11 protein-coding genes and 1 pseudogene are annotated in these 17710 nt (G+C 71.8%); 7 read left to right on the top strand and 5 right to left on the bottom strand.

The window, feature by feature from the left end; all coding sequences use genetic code 11:
• Nucleotides 1–308: 308 nt before the first annotated feature.
• Nucleotides 309–944 carry an NAD(P)H-binding protein gene (locus ABGB17_RS10240; RefSeq protein WP_347627804.1) on the bottom strand — a complete coding sequence of 212 codons (636 nt, stop codon included), beginning with the start codon at nucleotides 942–944 and terminating at the stop codon, nucleotides 309–311.
• Nucleotides 945–1046: 102 nt separating this feature from the next.
• On the opposite strand from ABGB17_RS10240, the gene ABGB17_RS10235 reads away from it, so the two are divergent.
• The 5 genes from ABGB17_RS10235 (at nucleotide 1047) to ABGB17_RS10215 (ending at nucleotide 7843) form a co-directional block, all read left to right on the top strand.
• The gene (locus tag ABGB17_RS10235) at nucleotides 1047–1655 is read left to right on the top strand and encodes a helix-turn-helix domain-containing protein (protein ID WP_347627802.1); all 609 of its coding nucleotides are present in this window, start codon (nucleotides 1047–1049) and stop codon (nucleotides 1653–1655) included.
• Nucleotides 1656–1751: 96 nt separating this feature from the next.
• Nucleotides 1752–2951 carry a thiolase family protein gene (locus ABGB17_RS10230; RefSeq protein WP_347627800.1) on the top strand — a complete coding sequence of 400 codons (1200 nt, stop codon included), beginning with the start codon at nucleotides 1752–1754 and terminating at the stop codon, nucleotides 2949–2951.
• Nucleotides 2948–5038 (top strand): 3-hydroxyacyl-CoA dehydrogenase NAD-binding domain-containing protein, encoded by a 2091-nt coding sequence (locus ABGB17_RS10225; RefSeq protein WP_347627798.1) that lies wholly within the window; start codon nucleotides 2948–2950, stop codon nucleotides 5036–5038. Before ABGB17_RS10230 ends, ABGB17_RS10225 begins: the two co-directional genes overlap by 4 nt.
• 78 nt (nucleotides 5039–5116) lie before the next feature.
• The gene (locus ABGB17_RS10220; protein WP_347627796.1) at nucleotides 5117–5938 is read left to right on the top strand and encodes a putative RNA methyltransferase; all 822 of its coding nucleotides are present in this window, start codon (nucleotides 5117–5119) and stop codon (nucleotides 5936–5938) included.
• 114 nt (nucleotides 5939–6052) lie between these two features.
• On the top strand, nucleotides 6053–7843 hold the full coding sequence (locus ABGB17_RS10215; protein WP_347627794.1) for a prolyl oligopeptidase family serine peptidase: 1791 nt from the start codon (nucleotides 6053–6055) through the stop codon (nucleotides 7841–7843).
• A gap of 22 nt (nucleotides 7844–7865) precedes the next feature.
• On the opposite strand, the gene ABGB17_RS10210 is transcribed toward ABGB17_RS10215, so the two are convergent.
• Nucleotides 7866–9443 (bottom strand): SpoIIE family protein phosphatase, encoded by a 1578-nt coding sequence (locus ABGB17_RS10210; protein WP_347627792.1) that lies wholly within the window; start codon nucleotides 9441–9443, stop codon nucleotides 7866–7868.
• 121 nt (nucleotides 9444–9564) lie between these two features.
• On the opposite strand from ABGB17_RS10210, the gene ABGB17_RS10205 reads away from it, so the two are divergent.
• Nucleotides 9565–13749, top strand: coding sequence for a HAMP domain-containing protein (locus ABGB17_RS10205; protein ID WP_347627790.1), 4185 nt, complete (start codon nucleotides 9565–9567; stop codon nucleotides 13747–13749).
• Nucleotides 13749–14375, top strand: coding sequence for a response regulator (locus tag ABGB17_RS10200; RefSeq protein WP_347627788.1), 627 nt, complete (start codon nucleotides 13749–13751; stop codon nucleotides 14373–14375). The genes ABGB17_RS10205 and ABGB17_RS10200 overlap by 1 nt, the downstream gene beginning before the upstream one ends.
• Before the next feature lie 14 nt (nucleotides 14376–14389).
• Here the strand turns inward: ABGB17_RS10200 and ABGB17_RS10195 are convergent, their stop codons facing one another.
• The 3 genes and pseudogenes from ABGB17_RS10195 to ABGB17_RS10185 form a co-directional block, all read right to left on the bottom strand.
• Complete coding sequence (locus ABGB17_RS10195; RefSeq protein WP_347627786.1) at nucleotides 14390–16132, bottom strand: HD domain-containing protein; 1743 nt, start codon at nucleotides 16130–16132, stop codon at nucleotides 14390–14392.
• A gap of 89 nt (nucleotides 16133–16221) precedes the next feature.
• Nucleotides 16222–16464 (bottom strand): annotated as a pseudogene (locus ABGB17_RS10190) (NYN domain-containing protein); the annotation flags it as partial.
• Nucleotides 16465–16646: 182 nt separating this feature from the next.
• Nucleotides 16647–17138 carry a hypothetical protein gene (locus tag ABGB17_RS10185; protein WP_347627877.1) on the bottom strand — a complete coding sequence of 164 codons (492 nt, stop codon included), beginning with the start codon at nucleotides 17136–17138 and terminating at the stop codon, nucleotides 16647–16649.
• Nucleotides 17139–17710 lie beyond the last annotated feature (572 nt).

Genomic DNA, 17710 nt, shown 5'->3' with positions numbered 1-17710 from the left:
GGCGACAGGTCGGTGAGGTCGCGCCAAGAAAAATCCGCGCCGAAGGCACCGTTTCGAAGGACACCGCAAGCATCAACACAACACCGGCCGGAGTGTTCTTCAGGCCCCACGCTCGTCGCGCGACGGCGGGTAGTGGGTGCGGCGAGGGTCGCCCTCAGAAAAAGCGCGCCGAAGGCACCATTTCGAGGGGCGTGGCCGAGTCACGAGGGGCACGACGCGGCCGGCAGGAGGAAATGTGATCTCTGCGGCTCGGGGGGAAGGCGCGGGCTGCGCGAAGGGTGGCCCGCGCCTCGGCGAGGTGGGGTCGGTCAGTAGGCGACACCTACGGGTTGTTTGACGGTGGCGGGGTCATCCAGGGCGGCGAGCATGGCGTGGGCCAGGTCGGCTCTTGAGAGGAAGTGGCCTCTTGGGACGTTGCCGCCTATTTCTCGGCGGTAGCGCTCGGTCAGGGGCTTGTCGGTGAGGCGGGGTGGGCGGATGACGGTCCATTCGGTGGTGCTGCGGCGGGCTTCTTCTTCCATGGCGGCCAGGTCGGCGTAGGCGTCGCGGAGGAGGCGGCGGAGGAGTGGGTAGAGGATCACGCGGAAGATCGGGTTTTCGCCTTCGGGGATGGGGCCTACGGGGACGGCGCTGAGGAGGACTATGCGGCGGATGTCGGTCTGGTCCATGGCGCGGAGGATGACGCGGGTGGCGTTGGAGGTCACGCCTACGTCTTTGCGGGTGCGGGGGCCGATGGCGGAGATCACGGCTTCGCGGCCGGTCAGGGCGGGGCGGAGAGGGGCGGGGGCGGTGAGGTCGGCGGTGATGACTTCCAGGGCCGAGTGGCTGATCGGGAGCCGGGCCGGGTCGCGGACGACCGCGGCGACCTCGTGGCCGGCGTCCAGGGCCTGGCGGACGATGTGCTGGCCCGTGCGGCCGGTGCCGCCGAAGACGGTGATTTTCATACGTCGTCTCCCCATGGTTGGTGAGTACTCACTTACATCCTAGGATGGAGGTACTTCTGGCGCGTCTCAAAGTTCCGTCCGGTGAAAGGCAGAATCCGCACGATGCCTCACGAGCGCAGTGGCGCCCTCACCCGGGGCCGCATCCTGGACGCCGCCGTCGAACTCATGCGGACGCTCGGGCTGGCGCGGGTCACGACCAAGGAGATCGCCAGGGCCGCGGGCTGTTCGGAGGCCGCCCTCTACCGCCACTTCTCCGGCAAGGAGGAGCTGTTCGTCACGGTGCTGCTGGAGCGCATGCCTCCGTTCACCGCGCTGCTCGCCCGCATGTCGGAGGACTCCGGCGACCGCACCCCGCTGGAGTGCCTCACCGAGATCGCGGAGGCGGCCACGCGGTTCTACGAGGCCACCATGCCCGTCGGCTCGTCGCTGTTCGCCGAGCCGGCCCTGCTCGAACGCCACCGCGAAGGGCTGCGCAAGATCGACGCCGGGCCGCACAAGCCGCTGAAGTTCCTCACCGATCTGCTGCGCACCATGCGGTCACGTGGCGCTTTCCATGAGGACGCCGACGTGGAGTCCGCCGCCGCGCTGCTGCTCGGCGCCTGTTACCAGCGCGCGTTCCTCGGCCACTTCATGGGCCCTGAGGTGCACGAACGGCCCCTGGACGACTTCACGGCGGGTCTCGCCCGCACCGTGTTGCGCGGCATCGCCTGACCGGCCGCCGGGTACGCCTCCGAGCAGCGGCGTGGCATGATGTTACCCGCGAGTAGCATCTAGCCGTGAAGCCGCTCAACAGCGAGGAGCCAGCCCGTGCCAACGTCTCGTGACGTCGTGTTCGTCGACGGCGTGCGCACACCGTTCGGCAGGTCCGGGCCGAAGGGCCTGTACGCCGAGACACGCGCCGACGACCTGGTGGTGCGCGTCATCCGTGAACTCATGCGCCGCAACCCCGGCCTGCCGCCGGACCGGGTGGACGAGGTCGCCGTCGCCGCCACCACCCAGATCGGCGACCAGGGCCTCACCATCGGCCGCTCCGCCGCCGTGCTCGCCGGCCTGCCGAAGTCGGTGCCCGGCTACGCGATCGACCGCATGTGCGCGGGTGCGATGACCGCGGTCACCTCGGTCGCGGGCGGCATCGCGTTCGGCGCCTACGACGTCGCCATCGCGGGCGGTGTGGAGCACATGGGGCGTCACCCGATGGGCGAGGGCGTGGACCCGAACCCCCGGTTCCTGTCCGAGAAGCTGGTGGACGGTTCCGCGCTGGTCATGGGCATGACGGCGGAGAACCTGCACGACCGCTACCCCGAGATCACCAAGGAGCGCGCCGACGCCTTCGCCGTCGCCTCGCAGGAGAAGGTCGCCAAGGCGTACGCCAACAACAAGATCCAGCCCGACCTGGTGCCCATGGCGATCCGCACCGGCGCCCTCGGCTGGGGCCTCGCCACCGAGGACGAGCCGCCGCGCCCCGGCACCACCATGGAGGGCCTCGCCGCACTCAAGACGCCCTTCCGCCCGCACGGCCGGGTCACGGCGGGCAACGCGGCGGGCCTGAACGACGGCGCCACCGGCTGCGTGGTCGCCGCGGCGGACGTCGCCGAGGAGCTCGGCCTGACCGCGAAGATGCGGCTGGTCTCCTACGCCTTCGCCGGGGTGGACCCCGAGGTCATGGGCGTCGGGCCGATCCCGTCCACCGAGCGGGCGCTGCGCCTCGCCGGGCTGTCCGTCGACGACATCGGCCTGGTGGAGATCAACGAGGCGTTCGCCGTGCAGGTGCTCGCCTTCCTGTCCCACTTCGGCATCGCCGACGACGACCCGAGGATCAACCCGTACGGCGGGGCCATCGCGTTCGGCCACCCGCTTGCCTCCTCGGGCGTGCGCCTGATGACGCAGCTCGCCCGCGAGTTCGGCGAGCGGCCGGACGTGCGGTACGGCCTGACCACGATGTGCGTCGGCATGGGCATGGGCGGCACGGTCGTCTGGGAGAACCTCGCCTGGGAGGGCGCCAAGTGAGCGGCATCACCGAGATCTTCGACGACGAGGTCGTCACCCACGCGCTGGTGCGCGACGTGAAGCTGCCCGGCGGCGCCGGCACGATGGCGCTGATCACGCTGGACAACGGCTTCGACCACACCAAGCCCAGCACCTTCGGGCCGCGCGGCCTGACCGAGCTCGGCGCCGCGCTGGACGCCGTCGAGGAGCGCACCGACCTCGCCGCGGTCGGCGTCACCGGCAAGCCGTTCATCTTCGCCGTCGGCGCCGACCTCAAGGGCGCGGCGCTGGTGCGCGCCCGGGAACAGGCCGAGGAGCTCGGCAGGCTCGGGCACGAGGTGTTCCGGCGCCTCGGCGAGATGGAGCTGCCGACGTTCGCGTTCGTCAACGGCGCGGCGATGGGCGGCGGGCTGGAGATCGCCCTCCACTGCAACTACCGCACGATCTCGGCGGGCGTCACGGCGGTCGCGCTGCCCGAGTGCTTCCTCGGCCTGGTGCCCGGCTGGGGCGGCACGCAACTGCTGCCGCGGCTGATCGGCCCCACCAACGCCATCAAGCTGATGATCGACAACCCGCTCGCGCAGAACCGGATGATCGACGGCAGGGAGGCGTACCGGCTCGGCGTGGCCGACGCGATCTTCGACGCCGCCGACTTCCTGGAGGAGTCGCTGCGCTGGGCGGCCCGCGTGCTGACCGGTGAGGCGGCCGTCGCCCGCCCGCCGTTCACGTCGGACGCCGGCGCCTGGCAGGCCGCCGTGGACGCGGCACGCGGCGCCCTCGACCTCAAGGTGCGCGGCGCCTCACCCGCGCCGTACCGGGCCCTGGAGCTCGTGGAGCTGGCCCGCACGGCGAGCAGGGACGAGGGCTTCGCGGCCGAGACCCGCGTGCTGGCCGATCTGCTGATGGGCGACGAGCTGCGCGCCGGGCTGTACTCCTTCGACCTCGTGCAGCGGAGAGCCAAGCGGCCCGCGGGCGCTCCGGACAAGGCCCTGGCCCGGCCGGTCACCAAGGTCGGCGTGGTCGGGGCGGGCCTGATGGCCTCCCAGCTCGCCCTGCTGTTCGCCCGCCGCCTGGAGGTCCCGGTCGTGCTGACCGACCTGGACAGGACGCGGCTGGACAAGGGCGTGGCGTACGTCCACGACGAGATCGGCAAGCTGCTCGCCAAGGGCAGGATCGACGCCGACAAGGCCAACCGGCTCAAGGGCCTCGTAACCGGGTCGCTGACCAAGGACGCCTTCGCGGGGGCGGACCTCGTGATCGAGGCGGTGTTCGAGGACCTCAAGGTCAAGAAGCAGGTGTTCGCCGAGGTCGAGGACGTCGTCGGGCCCGAGTGCGTGCTCGCCACCAACACCTCCTCGCTGCCGATCACGGCGATGGCGGCCGACCTGCGGCACCCCGAGCGGGTCGTCGGGCTCCACTTCTTCAACCCGGTGGCGGTGCTGCCCCTGCTGGAGATCGTGCGGGGCGAGCGCACCGACGACGCCACGCTGGCCACCGCGTTCGCGGTCGGCAAGGCGCTGCGCAAGTCGAGCGTGCTGGTGAAGGACGCCCCGGCGTTCGTGGTGAACCGGCTGCTCGTCCGCCTCATGGGCGAGGTGATCGGCGCGGTGGACGAGGGCACGCCCATCGAGGTCGCCGACCACGCGCTGGACCGGCTCGGGCTGCCCATGTCGCCGTTCACCCTGCTCCAGCTCGTCGGGCCCGCCATCGCCCTGCACGTCGCCGAGACGCTGCACGAGGCGTTCCCGTCCCGGTTCCGGGTGTCGGGGAACCTCGCCGAGCTGGTGAAGGCGGGCAAGCCCGGGGTGTACGCCCCGGACCTGAGCATCGACCCCGAGGCGCGGGAGATCTTCGCGGGGGAGGGCACAGGGCCGGACGCCGACGAGGTGCGGGAGCGGGCGCTGCGTGCGCTGGCCGAGGAGGTGCGGCTGATGCTCGACGAGGGTGTGGTCGCCGCCCCCGAGGACATCGACCTGTGCCTCATCCTCGGCGCCGGCTGGCCGTTCCACACCGGCGGCATCACCCCGTACCTGGACCGCACCGGCGTCTCCACCGCCGTCAACGGCCGCCCCTTCCTCGCCCCCGGGGTCGCCTCGGTCCCGGCCTGAGCCCGGTCCGGCCCCGGTCACGCATGTCCGGGCGTGGCCGGGGCCGGAGCCGTTCCCGGGGTCCGGGATGATTGGGGCATGCTGGCCGACGTCATCGAGCATCTCGCCTGCCCGGTGTGCCGGGGAGATCTCGTCCTGTCCGGAGGGACGGCGCGGTGCGCGAACGGCCACGGCTTCGACGTCGCCCGGCAGGGGTACGTGAGCCTGCGCACCGGGTCGGCGCCGGCCGGCACGGCGGACACCCCGGCCATGGTGGAGGCGCGGGCACGGTTCCTCGGGGCGGGGCACTTCGCCCCGGTGGCCGAGCGCCTGCGTGAGGTGGCCGGGACGGCGGGCGTCGTGCTGGACGCGGGCGCCGGGACCGGGCACTACCTGGCCGCCGCGCTCGGGCCTGACGCGGTGGGCATCGCCCTGGACATCTCCAAGCACGCCCTGAAGCGGGCGGCCCGGGCCCATCCCCGCATCGGCGCCGTGGTGGCCGACGTGTGGCGCCCGCTGCCGGTGAAGGACGGCAGAGCCGGGGTGCTGCTCAACGTCTTCGCCCCCCGCAACGGCCCGGAGTTCGCCCGGGTGCTGGCCCCCGGCGGCACGCTGGCCGTCGTGACCCCCACCTCCCGCCATCTGGAGCCCCTGGTCGGCGAGCTGGGCCTGCTGTCGGTCGGCGAGGACAAGGAGCGGCGCCTCGGCGAGACCCTCGCCGGCCGTTTCGCCGAGGCCGGGCACATGATCGAGGAGTACGAGATCATGCTGGGCCATGAAGACGTGGAGGCCGCCGTGGGCATGGGACCGAGCGCCTGGCACACTGACCCGGTGGCACGGAAGATCGAGATAGCGCGGCTGCCCGGCGTCCTCGCCGTGAATGTGTCGTGCAGGATCTCCATGTTCCGTAAGATCACCTGAACGCCAAGAAGTGAGATTTTCCCCGACTTTGTAGGCCATCTTCTGTTTAGAAGCGACATACTTAACGGCAACCCGCCGATCCCGACCGGGAGAGCGTGAGGGAGGGGCACCCCCATGAAGGCCGAGGAACGCTGGCAGGCCAGGTTCCGAGCGGCACGTATGACGCTGCCCATCTGGGCACGGCTGGCACCCGCCAGGGCCGTGTATCGATGCAACAGCTCCGGCACGTGGGAGATCCACGCCTGGGACCGTTCGGTCGGCTCCACCCGCCAGGTCACCAGCCGTCCCCGGGGCACCTCGCACGCGGCGATCGACCCCACCGGGCAGTGGATCTGGTGGTTCGCCGACACCTACGGCGACGAGTACGGCATCTGGATGCGCCAGCCGTTCGCGGGCGGCGACGAGAGGCCCGCCCACCCCGATCTGGCCCCCGGCCACCCGACGGGGCTCGCCCTGGCCGCCACCGGCACGGCCGCGGTGGGGCGCAGCAGCCGCCACGGGTTCCAGGTGCTGCTGGCCAAGGACTGCGGGGAGAAGCCGGCCGTCATCTACGAGTCCCGGGAGTTCGCGCAGGTCGCCGGCGTGTCCCTGGACGGCTCGCTGATCGCGGTCAGCCACAGCGAGCACGGCGACTCGCGCCACCCGGCCCTGCGCGTGCTGCGACCGGACGGCCGGGTGGTCGCCGACCTGCACGACGGTCCCGGCAAGGGCTTCTCCGGCGTACGCTTCGCGCCGTCCCTCACCGACCGGCGCATCCTGGCCCTGCACGAGCGCCGCGGCCGCCGCGAGCCGCTGATCTGGGACCCGATGACCGGCGAGCAGCGCGAGATCTGGCTGCGGGTGCCCGGTGAGATCACCGCGGACTGGTACCACGACGGGCGGGCCCTGCTGATCGGCCACAACAACCGGGCACGGACCGAGTTGTTCCGTTACGACCTCGGGGGCGGCGACCTGACGCCGATCAAGACGCCGCACGGCGTCATCCACGACGCGCTGCCCCGCCCGGACGGCGTCGTCGAGTACTCCTGGTCCAGCGCCGCCCACCCGCCGGTGATCAGGTCGAGCGGCGGCCACGTGGTGATGAACCAGTCAGGGCCGTCCGCGCCGCCGTCGGTCCCGCTGGAGGACGTGTTCGTGGAGGGCCCCGGCGGGCGCATCCACGCCCTGGTGTCGCGGCCGGAGACCGCCGCGAACCCCAACCCCACGGTGTTCCTGCTGCACGGCGGCCCGGCCGCCCAGGACGACGACTCCTTCCTGCCGAACGTCGCGGCGTGGGTGGACGCCGGGTTCACCGTGGTGCGGGTCAACTACCGCGGCTCCACCGGGTACGGCTCGGCGTGGCGGGACGCGCTGCGCGGCGACGTCGGCCACATCGAGCTGGCCGACGTGGCGGCGGTGCGCGACTGGGCCGTCGACCAGGGCGGGGCCGACCCCGAGCGTCTGATCCTCGCGGGCGCCTCGTGGGGCGGCTACCTGACGCTGCTCGGCCTCGGCACCATGCCGAAGGCGTGGGCGGCGGGCATCGCCGCGGTCCCGATCGCCGACCACGCCGCCACGTACCGCGACGAGACCGAGGGCCTGCGCGCCTACCACCGGGCGCTGTTCGGCGGCTCGCCGCAGGAGATGCCCGACCGGTACGCCGGCTCCTCCCCGATCACCTACCTGGACGCGCTTGAGGCGCCGCTGCTCGTGCTGGCCGGCGAGAACGACCCGCGTTCGCCGATCGGCCAGATCGAGCAGTACCTCGCGGGGTTGAAGGAGCGCAAGCACGACTTCGACGTCTACCGCTACAACGCCGGGCACGGCACCCTGGTCATCGAGGAGCGGATCAAGCAGATGACCATCCAGATCGACTTCGCCCGCAAGCACACCGGCCTGGACAAGGAAGTGCCCCGCCGGTCCTGACCGGGATCACGGGCTCACAGGGTCACGGGACGGCAGGGTCCGGCCACTCGGCCCGCAGCACGAGGATCGCGAGGTCGTCGGCGCTCGGCTCGATCGCGAAGTCCTGGACGGCGCGGTGGATGCGCTCGGCGACCGCGCGGGCCGACAGGTCGACGCACTCGGCGAGCAGCTTGCCGAGGCCGCCCTCGTCGTCCAGCAGCCGCGAGCCCGACCGGCGCTCGGTGACGCCGTCGGTCACGCCGAGCAGCACGTCGCCCGGCGCGAGGAACACCTTCTCGGCCTCGAACTCGGCCTCGGGGAAGACGCCGAGCAGCGACTGCGCGGTCACCACGGCGTCCACCACGCCCGTCGGCCGCAGCCGCAGCGCCTCGGGGTGCCCGGCGGAGATCAGGGACAGCTCCAGGCCGGCGTCGGTGCGGGTGATCTCGCCGTGCAGCAGGGTGAGGAACCGGGCACGCTCCCCCTCCTCCAGGATCGCCCGGTTGAGCCGGGAGACGACCGCCGCCACGTCGTACTCCTCGCGGGCGAGCAGCCGCAGCGTGTGACGGGCCAGGCCGGTGACCGCGGCGGCCTCCGGGCCGGTGCCGCAGACGTCGCCGATGGCGAACCGCCACGTGCCGTCACGGGTGGCGAACAGGTCGTAGAAGTCGCCGCCGACCTCGTTGGTCTCGCCCGCGGGCTCGTACACCACCGAGTAGTCGAGGCCCGGGGTGACCGCGGGGACGCCAGGCGGCAGCAGGCTGCGCTGCAGGGCGCGGTTGGCGTCGGCCTGCTGGGCGTACAGGCGGGCGTTGTCCATGGCGAGCGCCGCCCGGCGCGCGAGGTCCTCGGCGAGCTGGGCGATGTCGTCGGGGAAGCGGCCGCCCCTGCCGAGGCACATGACGCCGAGGCTGCGGCCCTTGGCCACCAGCGGGAAGGCGAGCGACTGCCAGGCGGCCAGGGAGATCGGCCGGGGCCGCAGATCGTCGGCCGAGGGGATCGCCGCGGCGGCGAGCTGCTCGCGGAGGGTGTCGATCTTGGACTCGTCGGCGTGCCAGAGATAGGCGAGGCTCTGGTCCCCGCCCCCGCCGGCGTCGGCGGTGTAGACGGCGCACCAGGTGGCGAGGCGCGGCACCACGATCTGCGCGATCAGCGCGGGGACCATGTCGGGGTCGAGGGTGCCGGCCAGCAGGTCGCTGGCGTCGGCGAGGTAGCCGAGCCAGCCGGGGCCGCGGACGGTGGGCTCGTCGTCCCGGTCGTCGTCCCCGGGGAGCGGCAGGGGTTCCGGCAGCTCGAGCCGGGCCCAGGTGGTGCGCTGCGTGCCGGTGAAGGTGATGCCCCACGTGGCCACGGGGGTGGCGGGCGCGGCGGGGGCGCGGTCGTCGTCCGCCCTCTGCCGGACCTCGATCTGGACGGTATCCCCCTGATGGTCCCATACAATCTCAAACGGGACATCGCCTACTTCTGATACGAATTCTCCTGTGAGCCGCTCGGCGTCCGCGAGGATCGACGTGGCGGCCCACGCGGTGAGCACCTCGTGCGTGAACCGTTTGGCGGCGGGTAGGGCCGCCTTGCCCGCCACGAACGACGCGGCCAGCACACCTCGGGAAGAATTCGTCATCACACCGTGCATACCACAGATGGCCGTCACATGCGGTCGGCGGAGCAGGCGACCGCATAGTGTCCTTCATGCCAGACTGGCACTACTCCATGTCCCGCCCGAACAGCGTGAAGGAGGCTTCATGAAAGGCACCGCGACACTTGCGGGGTCCGGTTCGGAGCGGTCTTACACCGAGTCCGATCTCCGGCCGTTGCTGGAGACCCTCGTCGCGTGGCGTGACGGCGACTTCCGGCGGCGCGTCCCCCATGCGGCGCCCGGCATCCTCAGCGAGGTCCGGCTTCTGATCAACGAAGTGGCCGACCGCCGCGAGCACCTCGCCAACGAGCTCCTGCGCGTGCGCCGGGAAGTGGTCAAGGAAGGACGGTTCGGCGTCCGCCTGACCCCAGGCCCCGGCGTCGGCTCCTGGGCCGAGAGCGTCCACTCGGTCAACGATCTCATCGACGCCCTGGTGGGCCCGGTCAGCAGCGCGGCGGACGTGCTCGACGCGGTGGCCCAGGGCGATCTGTCGCGCCGTATAGATATGGACCGCACGGCCAGGGGCGAGGTCCGCCGCCTCGGCAAGGCCATCAACGGCATGGTCGACCAGCTCGCGCTGTTCAGCTCCGAGGTCACCCGCGTCGCCCGCGAGGTCGGCTCGGAGGGCCAGCTCGGCGGGCGGGCCAACGTGCGCGGCATGTCAGGAAGCTGGCGCGACCTCACCGAGGCCGTCAACACCATGTCCAGCCGGGTCTCCGCCCAGGTCCGCGACATCGCGGTCGTCACCACGGCCGTGGCACGCGGCGACCTGTCGCGCAAGGTCACCGTCGACGCCGTCGGCGAGATGCTGGAGCTCAAGAACACCGTCAACACCATGGTCGACCAGCTCTCGGCGTTCGCCGAGGAGGTCACCCGTGTGGCCCGCGAGGTCGGCACCGAGGGCGAGCTCGGCGGCCAGGCCCGGGTGCGCGGCGTGTCCGGCGTCTGGAAGGACCTCACCGACAACGTCAACGTCATGGCGTCCAACCTCACGAGCCAGGTGCGCAGCATCGCCACCGTGGCCACGGCGGTGGCCCAGGGCGACCTGTCCAAGAAGATCACCGCGGACGCCCAGGGTGAGGTGCTCCAGCTCAAGGAGACCCTCAACACCATGGTCGACCAGCTCTCGCTGTTCGCCGACGAGGTCACCCGCGTGGCCCGCGAGGTCGGCACCGAGGGCCAGCTCGGCGGGCGCGCCGACGTGAAGGGCGTGTCGGGCGTCTGGAAGGACCTCACCGACAACGTCAACTCGATGGCGGCCAACCTGACCTACCAGGTCCGCAACATCGCCCAGGTCACCAAGGCCGTCGCCGACGGCGACATGTCCAAGAAGATCGACGTGGACGCCCAGGGCGAGATGCTGGAGCTCAAGTCCACGATCAACACCATGGTCGACCAGCTCTCGCTGGTGGCCTCCGAGGTGAGCCGGGTGGCCCGCGAGGTCGGCTCGGAGGGCCAGCTCGGCGGCCAGGCCCAGGTGCACGGCGTGTCCGGTGTGTGGAAGGACCTCACCGACAACGTCAACTTCATGGCGAACAACCTGACCTCCCAGGTGCGCCAGATCGCGGCCGTCTCCACCGCCGTGGTGCAGGGCAACCTGTCCAAGAAGATCACCGTGGACGCGCAGGGCGAGATCCTGCAGCTCAAGGACACGGTGAACACCATGGTCGACCAGCTCTCGCTGTTCGCCGACGAGGTCACCCGCGTCGCACGCGAGGTCGGCACCATGGGCCAGCTCGGCGGCCAGGCCCGCGTCCGAGGCGTGTCGGGCGTCTGGAAGGACCTCACCGACAACGTCAACCTCATGGCCACCAACCTCACCTACCAGGTGCGCAACATCGGCGAGGTCACCACCGCCGTCGCCCGCGGCGACCTGTCCCGCAAGATCGACGTGGACGCCCAGGGCGAGATCCTCGTGCTGAAGACCACCATCAACAAGATGGTGGACCAGCTCTCGTCGTTCGCCTCCGAGGTCACCCGCGTGGCCCGCGAGGTCGCCTCCGACGGCCGTCTCGGCGGCCAGGCCCGGGTCGAGGGCGTCGAGGGCACCTGGAAGCAGCTCACCGAGAGCGTCAACGAGCTGGCCAGCAACCTGACCACCCAGGTGCGAGCCATCGCCGAGGTGACCAGCGCGGTCGCCCGTGGCGACCTGACCCGCTCCATCAGCGTGGAGGCGCAGGGCGAGCTGGCCGACCTGAAGGACAACATCAACACGATGGTGTCCAACCTCGTCGCCACCACCAAGGCCAACCAGCAGCAGGACTGGCTGAAGTCCAACCTGGCGCGCGTCTCCCGGCTGATGCAGGGCCACCGCGACCTCATGGAGGTCGCGAAGCTGATCATGAGCGAGCTGACCCCGCTGGTGTCCGCCGCGCACGGCGCCTTCTACATGGTCACCGGGCCGCGGGACGGCCGGCTGCGGCTGATCGCCGGGTACGGCGTGCGTCCCGGCGGCCGGGCGCGGCAGAGCTTCCAGTTCGGCGAGGGCATCGTCGGCCAGGCCGCCGCCGAGGGCCGCCCGATCGTGCTGGACGAGGTGCCGGCCGGGTTCCTCACCATCGACACCGGGCTGAGCAGCTCCACCCCGGCCCAGATCGTCGTGCTCCCGGTGCTCTTCGAGGACCAGGTGCTCGGCGTGGTGGAGCTGGCGTCGCTCGGCCGGTTCGACGACGTCTCCCTGGCCTTCCTCAACCAGCTCGTCGAGACCATCGGCGTCACGATGAACACCATCATCGCCAACAGCCGCACCGAGGGCCTGCTCACCGAGTCCCAGCGCCTGACCACCGAGCTGCGCGAGCGGTCGGACGAGCTGCAGCGCCAGCAGGAGGAACTGCGCCGGTCCAACGCCGAGCTGGAGGACAAGGCGGCGCTGCTCGCCAAGCAGAACCGCGCCATCGAGATCCAGAACTTCCAGATCGAGCAGGCGCGGCGCACGCTGGAGGAGCGGGCCGAGCAGCTCGCCGTCTCCTCGCGGTACAAGTCCGAGTTCCTCGCCAACATGTCCCACGAGCTGCGCACCCCGCTGAACAGCCTGCTGGTGCTGGCCAAGCTGCTCACCGAGAACAGCGAGGGCAACCTCACGTCCCAGCAGGTCGAGTTCGCCCGCACCATCCACGGGGCCGGGTCGGCGCTGCTGCAGCTCATCAACGACATCCTCGACCTGTCCAAGGTCGAGGCCGGCCGCATGGACGTCCACCCGCAGCAACTGTCCATGCCGAAGCTCGTCGACTACGTCGAGGCGACGTTCGCGCCGCTGGCCAGGGACAAGGGCCTGTCGTTCAGCGTCGAGGTGGACCCCTCGGTGCCCGAGGAGCTCCTCACCGACGAGCAGCGCCTCCAGCAGGTGCTGCGCAACCTGCTGTCCAACGCGGTGAAGTTCACCCCGAAGGGCGAGGTGCGGCTGCGCATCACCCGCGCCACGGGCGAGGTGCCGTACATCGACGAGACGCTGCGCGGCGCCGACGACATCCTGTCCTTCTCGGTGGTGGACACCGGCATCGGCATCGCCGCCGACAAGCTGGACGTGATCTTCGAGGCGTTCCGGCAGGCCGACGGCACCACCAGCCGCAAGTACGGCGGCACCGGCCTCGGCCTGTCGATCTGCCGCGAGATCGCGCGGCTGCTCGGCGGCGAGATCCACGCCACCAGCGAGCCGGGGCGCGGCAGCACCTTCACCCTCCACCTGCCGATCAACTACGCCGGGCCGCTCGCGGACGGCGACGGCGGCGCGGCCGTCAGTGTGGTGCCGGAGGACAACGGGCGTCCGCTTGAGCCGGAGGTGCCCGAGCTGGTCATCGAGCCGCCGCTCAGCGACGACCTGCAGATGCCGTCGCTCAACCTGAACCCCGCCGTCAAGACCTGGCAGGGCGAGGACCCGCTGAACGGCGCCAAGGTGCTGATCGTGGACGACGACATCCGCAACGTCTTCGCCCTGACCAGCGTGCTGGAGCGCCACGGCGCCACCGTCGTCTACGCCGAGAACGGCCGCGAGGGCATCGAGCAGCTCGAACGCAACGAGGACGTCGCGCTCGTGCTGATGGACATCATGATGCCCGAGATGGACGGCTGGGCCACGACGTCCGCGATCCGCCGCATGCCGCAGTTCACCGACTTGCCGATCATCGCGCTGACCGCCAAGGTTATGCACGGCGACCGGGAGAAGAGCATCTCCTCGGGCGCCTCGGACTACGTGCCGAAGCCGGTGGACGTCGACCGGCTGCTGGAGCGCCTGCGCGGCTGGCTGACCCGCCACCGCGTGGGCTCGGGAGAGGCCAAGGAGGGACGCGGTTGATGGCTGAGCGAGCGAAGATCCTTCTCGTGGACGATCGCGAGGAGAACCTGATCGCCCTGGAGGCCATCCTCAGCTCCCTGGACGTGGTGGCGGTGCGAGCGAGGTCCGGCGAGGAGGCGCTGAAGGCGCTGCTGGCCATCGACTTCGCGCTCATCCTGCTGGACGTGCGCATGCCTGGTATGGATGGCTTCGAGACCGCCGCGCACATCAAGCGGCGTGAGCGCACGCGCAATATCCCGATCATCTTCCTGACCGTGGTCGACAGCGCGCCCGACTACGCCTTCCGCGGGTACGCCGCCGGGGCCGTCGACTACCTCACCAAGCCGTTCGACCCGTGGGTGCTGCGCGCCAAGGTGTCGGTGTTCGTCGAGCTGTACAACATGAACAGCCGTCTCTCCGACCAGGCGGCCCTGCTGCGCGACCGCCTGGCCGTGGAGCTGCCGGACGGCACCGGCACCGAGGTGCTGCCCGAGTTGTCCCGCCGGCTCACCGCCGTCGAGGAAGAGCTCGCCCGGGTCAAGGAGCTCGCCGCCAAGACCCAGGGCACCAACCCCCTGACCGGCCCGCTGCGCGACCTGTCCGAGCGTGTGCTGCATCTGCGGGCGGGCTTCGACGCCCTGTCCTGACGGCCCCATCGCGATCAGGTGGTCTCCTCCGGGCCGGTGGAGTGGGCGTTCTCCTTGGCGAGACGCGTGACGAGGTCGTCGAGGTCCACCGTGCCCGCCGTGACCGCGGCGTACAGGTCGTCCAGCTCGCGGTGGCCGAAATGCTCGGCGACGCTGCGGGACACCCCCTGGCACTCCAGGTCGAGCAGGTCCAGGCCCTCGGCGGCGACCGCCTCGGCGACCATGCGCCGGCCCTTGTCCGCGGCGTCGTCCCCCTGCGTGGCCAGGTGGCGCCGGATCAGCAGCCGGGCCATCGGGGTGGTGGCGGCGTCCAGGCCGGCCGCGGACGGCGAAGCGGTCTCGTCGGTGAGGATGTGCACCACCGCGCCGTTGTCCACCCGGGCGTGCAGCGGCACCAGCCTGCCGTTGATCAGCGCGCCGATGGCGTGGTCGCCGGTCTGCGGGCCGAGGGCGTAGGCGAAGTCGATGGACGTCGCCCCGGGCGGCAGCGGGATCAGCTCGCCCCCGGTGGTGAAGGCGGCGATGCCGTCGGGCCGCAGGTCGCCGCGCAGCGACTCCAGGAAGTCCGCGGACGTGGCGTCGTTCTGCCAGGCCAGCAGGCGGCGCAGCCATTCGAGGTCGATGCGGCCCGCGACGTTCGCCCCCGGGCCGCGCGCCATCTCGTGGATGTGCGCGGCGAGGCCACGCTCGGCGAGGCGGTGCATGCGGCGGTTGCGGATGATGACGTCCATCACCTTGCGGCCGTCCGCGATGACCCGGGTGTGCAGGGCGCGGTAGAGGTTGAAACGCGGCAGCGAGATGAAGTCCTTCAGCCGGCCGGGCACCGGGTTCATGCACGCGTGCACGGCGCCGAGCGCGATGTAGCAGTCGCGGTCCTCGCCGTCCACCACCACCAGCAGGCGGAACTGGTCGGCGGGCTGGAGCGTGTCCAGACGGTCGCCCACGTCCAGGTGGACGGCCCACAGGTGGCGGCGGTACAGCATCACCTCACCCGCGACCTTGTGCTCCTTGAGCGCCTCGCGCAGACGGTCCACGGCGGGCCGCAGCAGGTCGCGGCCGGCGGCCTCGCGGGCGTCGAGCGCGGCCTTGATCTCGTGGTGCGTCTCGGGCTGCAGCACCGAGAAGCACAGGTCGTCCATCTCGCGTTTCAGCTCGTACATGCCGAGGCGCTCGGCGAACGGGATCAGCAGTTCCTGCGACTGCCGCGCGATGCGCCGCTGCTTGTGCGGCGGCTGGAAACCGAGGGTGCGCAGGTTGTGCAGCCGGTCGGCCAGCTTGATGAGCAGCACCCGCAGGTCCGCGGCGGCGGCGAGCACCATCTTGCGGAACGTCTCGGCCTCGGCGCGCTCGCCCCACTTGGAGCCGTCCAGCTTGGTCACGCCGTCCACCAGCACCGCGATCTCGTCGCCGAAGTCGGCGCGCAGCTCGGGCAGGGTGTAGTCGGTGTCCTCGACGGTGTCGTGCAGCAGGGCCGCCTGGAGCGTCGCGGTGTCCATGCCGAGCTCGGCGAGGATCAGGGTGACCGCGAGCGGGTGGATGATGTACGGCTCGCCGGACTTGCGGACCTGGCCGCGGTGCGCCAGCTCGGCGGTGTCGTACGCCCGGCGCACCGGGCCCGGCCGGGGCCGCGGATAGCCCGCGCGGTGCGCACGCAGCACCACGTCGATGTCGACCTGATCGTCCGCCCGCGCCGCACGGTGAACCGGATCCCGAAGGCTCCGTCCGCCGCGCCGCCCGGAAGGCCGCTCCTCACCCATGGGTACCCCCTCGCCGGTGTACCTGAGTCCTTGAGCAACTCCAAGCAAACTATGAGCAATTGTGTGCGCGCACGCGCATGACGCCCACGTTAGCGCCGGGCACGCTCCAAGGCATCCCAGAAACCCCGGCGCAACGCGTGGCGCACTTCGTCGTGCAGCAGGAAGTCGATGGGGAGCGACGATCCCTGGAGCAGTCGTGCCTCCAGGTCAGACGGCATACGTGGCTTCCGCGCGAGCACCGCCTCCAGCCAGAGGGCCGGCGCGTCCCGGGCGACGGACTCCCCGAAATCGTGGCCTTCCTTGTGAGCGGCTTTCACCGCGTCCGCCAGCGTGGTCGTCCCCGGGGGCGTGTGCGTCGGCACCGGCGCCGGCTGCGGCCCCGTGTAGGGCCCGAGCTGCCCCCCCGAGTACGGCGGCGCCCCGCCCGCGTGCCCACCGGCCCCGCCCGCGTGGCCACCGGGACTGTACTGCCCCGGCACCGCCTGAGGCGGCACCGGCGCCGGCATGGGCCCGGTCAGCGGCCCCGGCCCCGGCCCACCCGGATCCGCCGAGAACCCCCCCGAATACCCCGCCGCGGGCAACGCCGCCTGCGCCCCCCGCTGCCCCGTCCCACCGTCCTGCGCGGCCCCATGCCCCCCACCGGACCGCCCTCCGTGCGCCCCGGCCTGCCCACCGGCCTGATGCGCCCCCCCACCTCGCGCCCCCGCCGACGAATGTCCTCCGGCACCACCCGCATGCCCACCGGCCCCACCGCCGTGCCCACCCGCACCACCCGCGAGACCACCGGACCCACCGGCGTGCCCACCCGCACCGCCCACATGCCCACCGGACCCACCAGCGTGACCCCCGGCACCACCCGCATGCCCACCGGACCCACCAGCGTGACCCCCGGCACCACCCGCATGCCCACCGGCCCCACCGGCACCGCCCGCGTGCCCACCGGCACCGCCCGCGTGCCCACCGGCTCCGCCCGCAGGACCACCCGCCCCACCAAGACCGGTCGCACCGCTCGCACTGTCGGCGTGGCCATCCGTCGCGGTGCCGTGGCCACCGGCGCCGGGTGCGTGACCACTGGCCCCGGGAGAACGACTCGCCGCCCCCCCGGCGTGCCCACCCGTTCCGGCCTGACCCGACGCGTTCACGTCCCCCGTGCCGTGAAGGCCTCCCGCCCCGTAACCACCGCTCGAAACGCCCCCTCCGGCAAGCGGGCCACCACCCCCGGCGGCCCCCCCTGTCCCTGCTCCATGCGCACCGCCACTGTGAGGACCACCCGCGACACCACCACCGAGCGAACCGCCCGCCGTGCCACCGCCGAGCGAACCCCCCTGCGTCCCACCCCCCAGAGAACCACCAGCCGGCGCCCCACCCAGAGAACCCCCCGGCGTCATGCCACCCATGGAGCCGCTCTCACCCGCCCCACGTGCACCGTGCACGCCACCGGCGAGAGACCCTCCCGTACCAAGCCCACCCGAACCGTGCCCACCCGAACCGAGCCCACCGGAGCCATGCCCGCCGGACCCGGGACCACCCGCACTGTGCCCACCGGACCCCAGCCCACCTGAGCCGGACCCGGGACCA

Origin of the sequence: Sphaerisporangium sp. B11E5, from assembly GCF_039871875.1 — a bacterium.
In the GTDB taxonomy this organism is placed as follows: Bacteria; Actinomycetota; Actinomycetes; order Streptosporangiales; family Streptosporangiaceae; genus Sphaerisporangium.
Note: the sequence above shows the minus strand (reverse complement) of the source record. Positions and strands in the feature narration are given on the sequence as shown.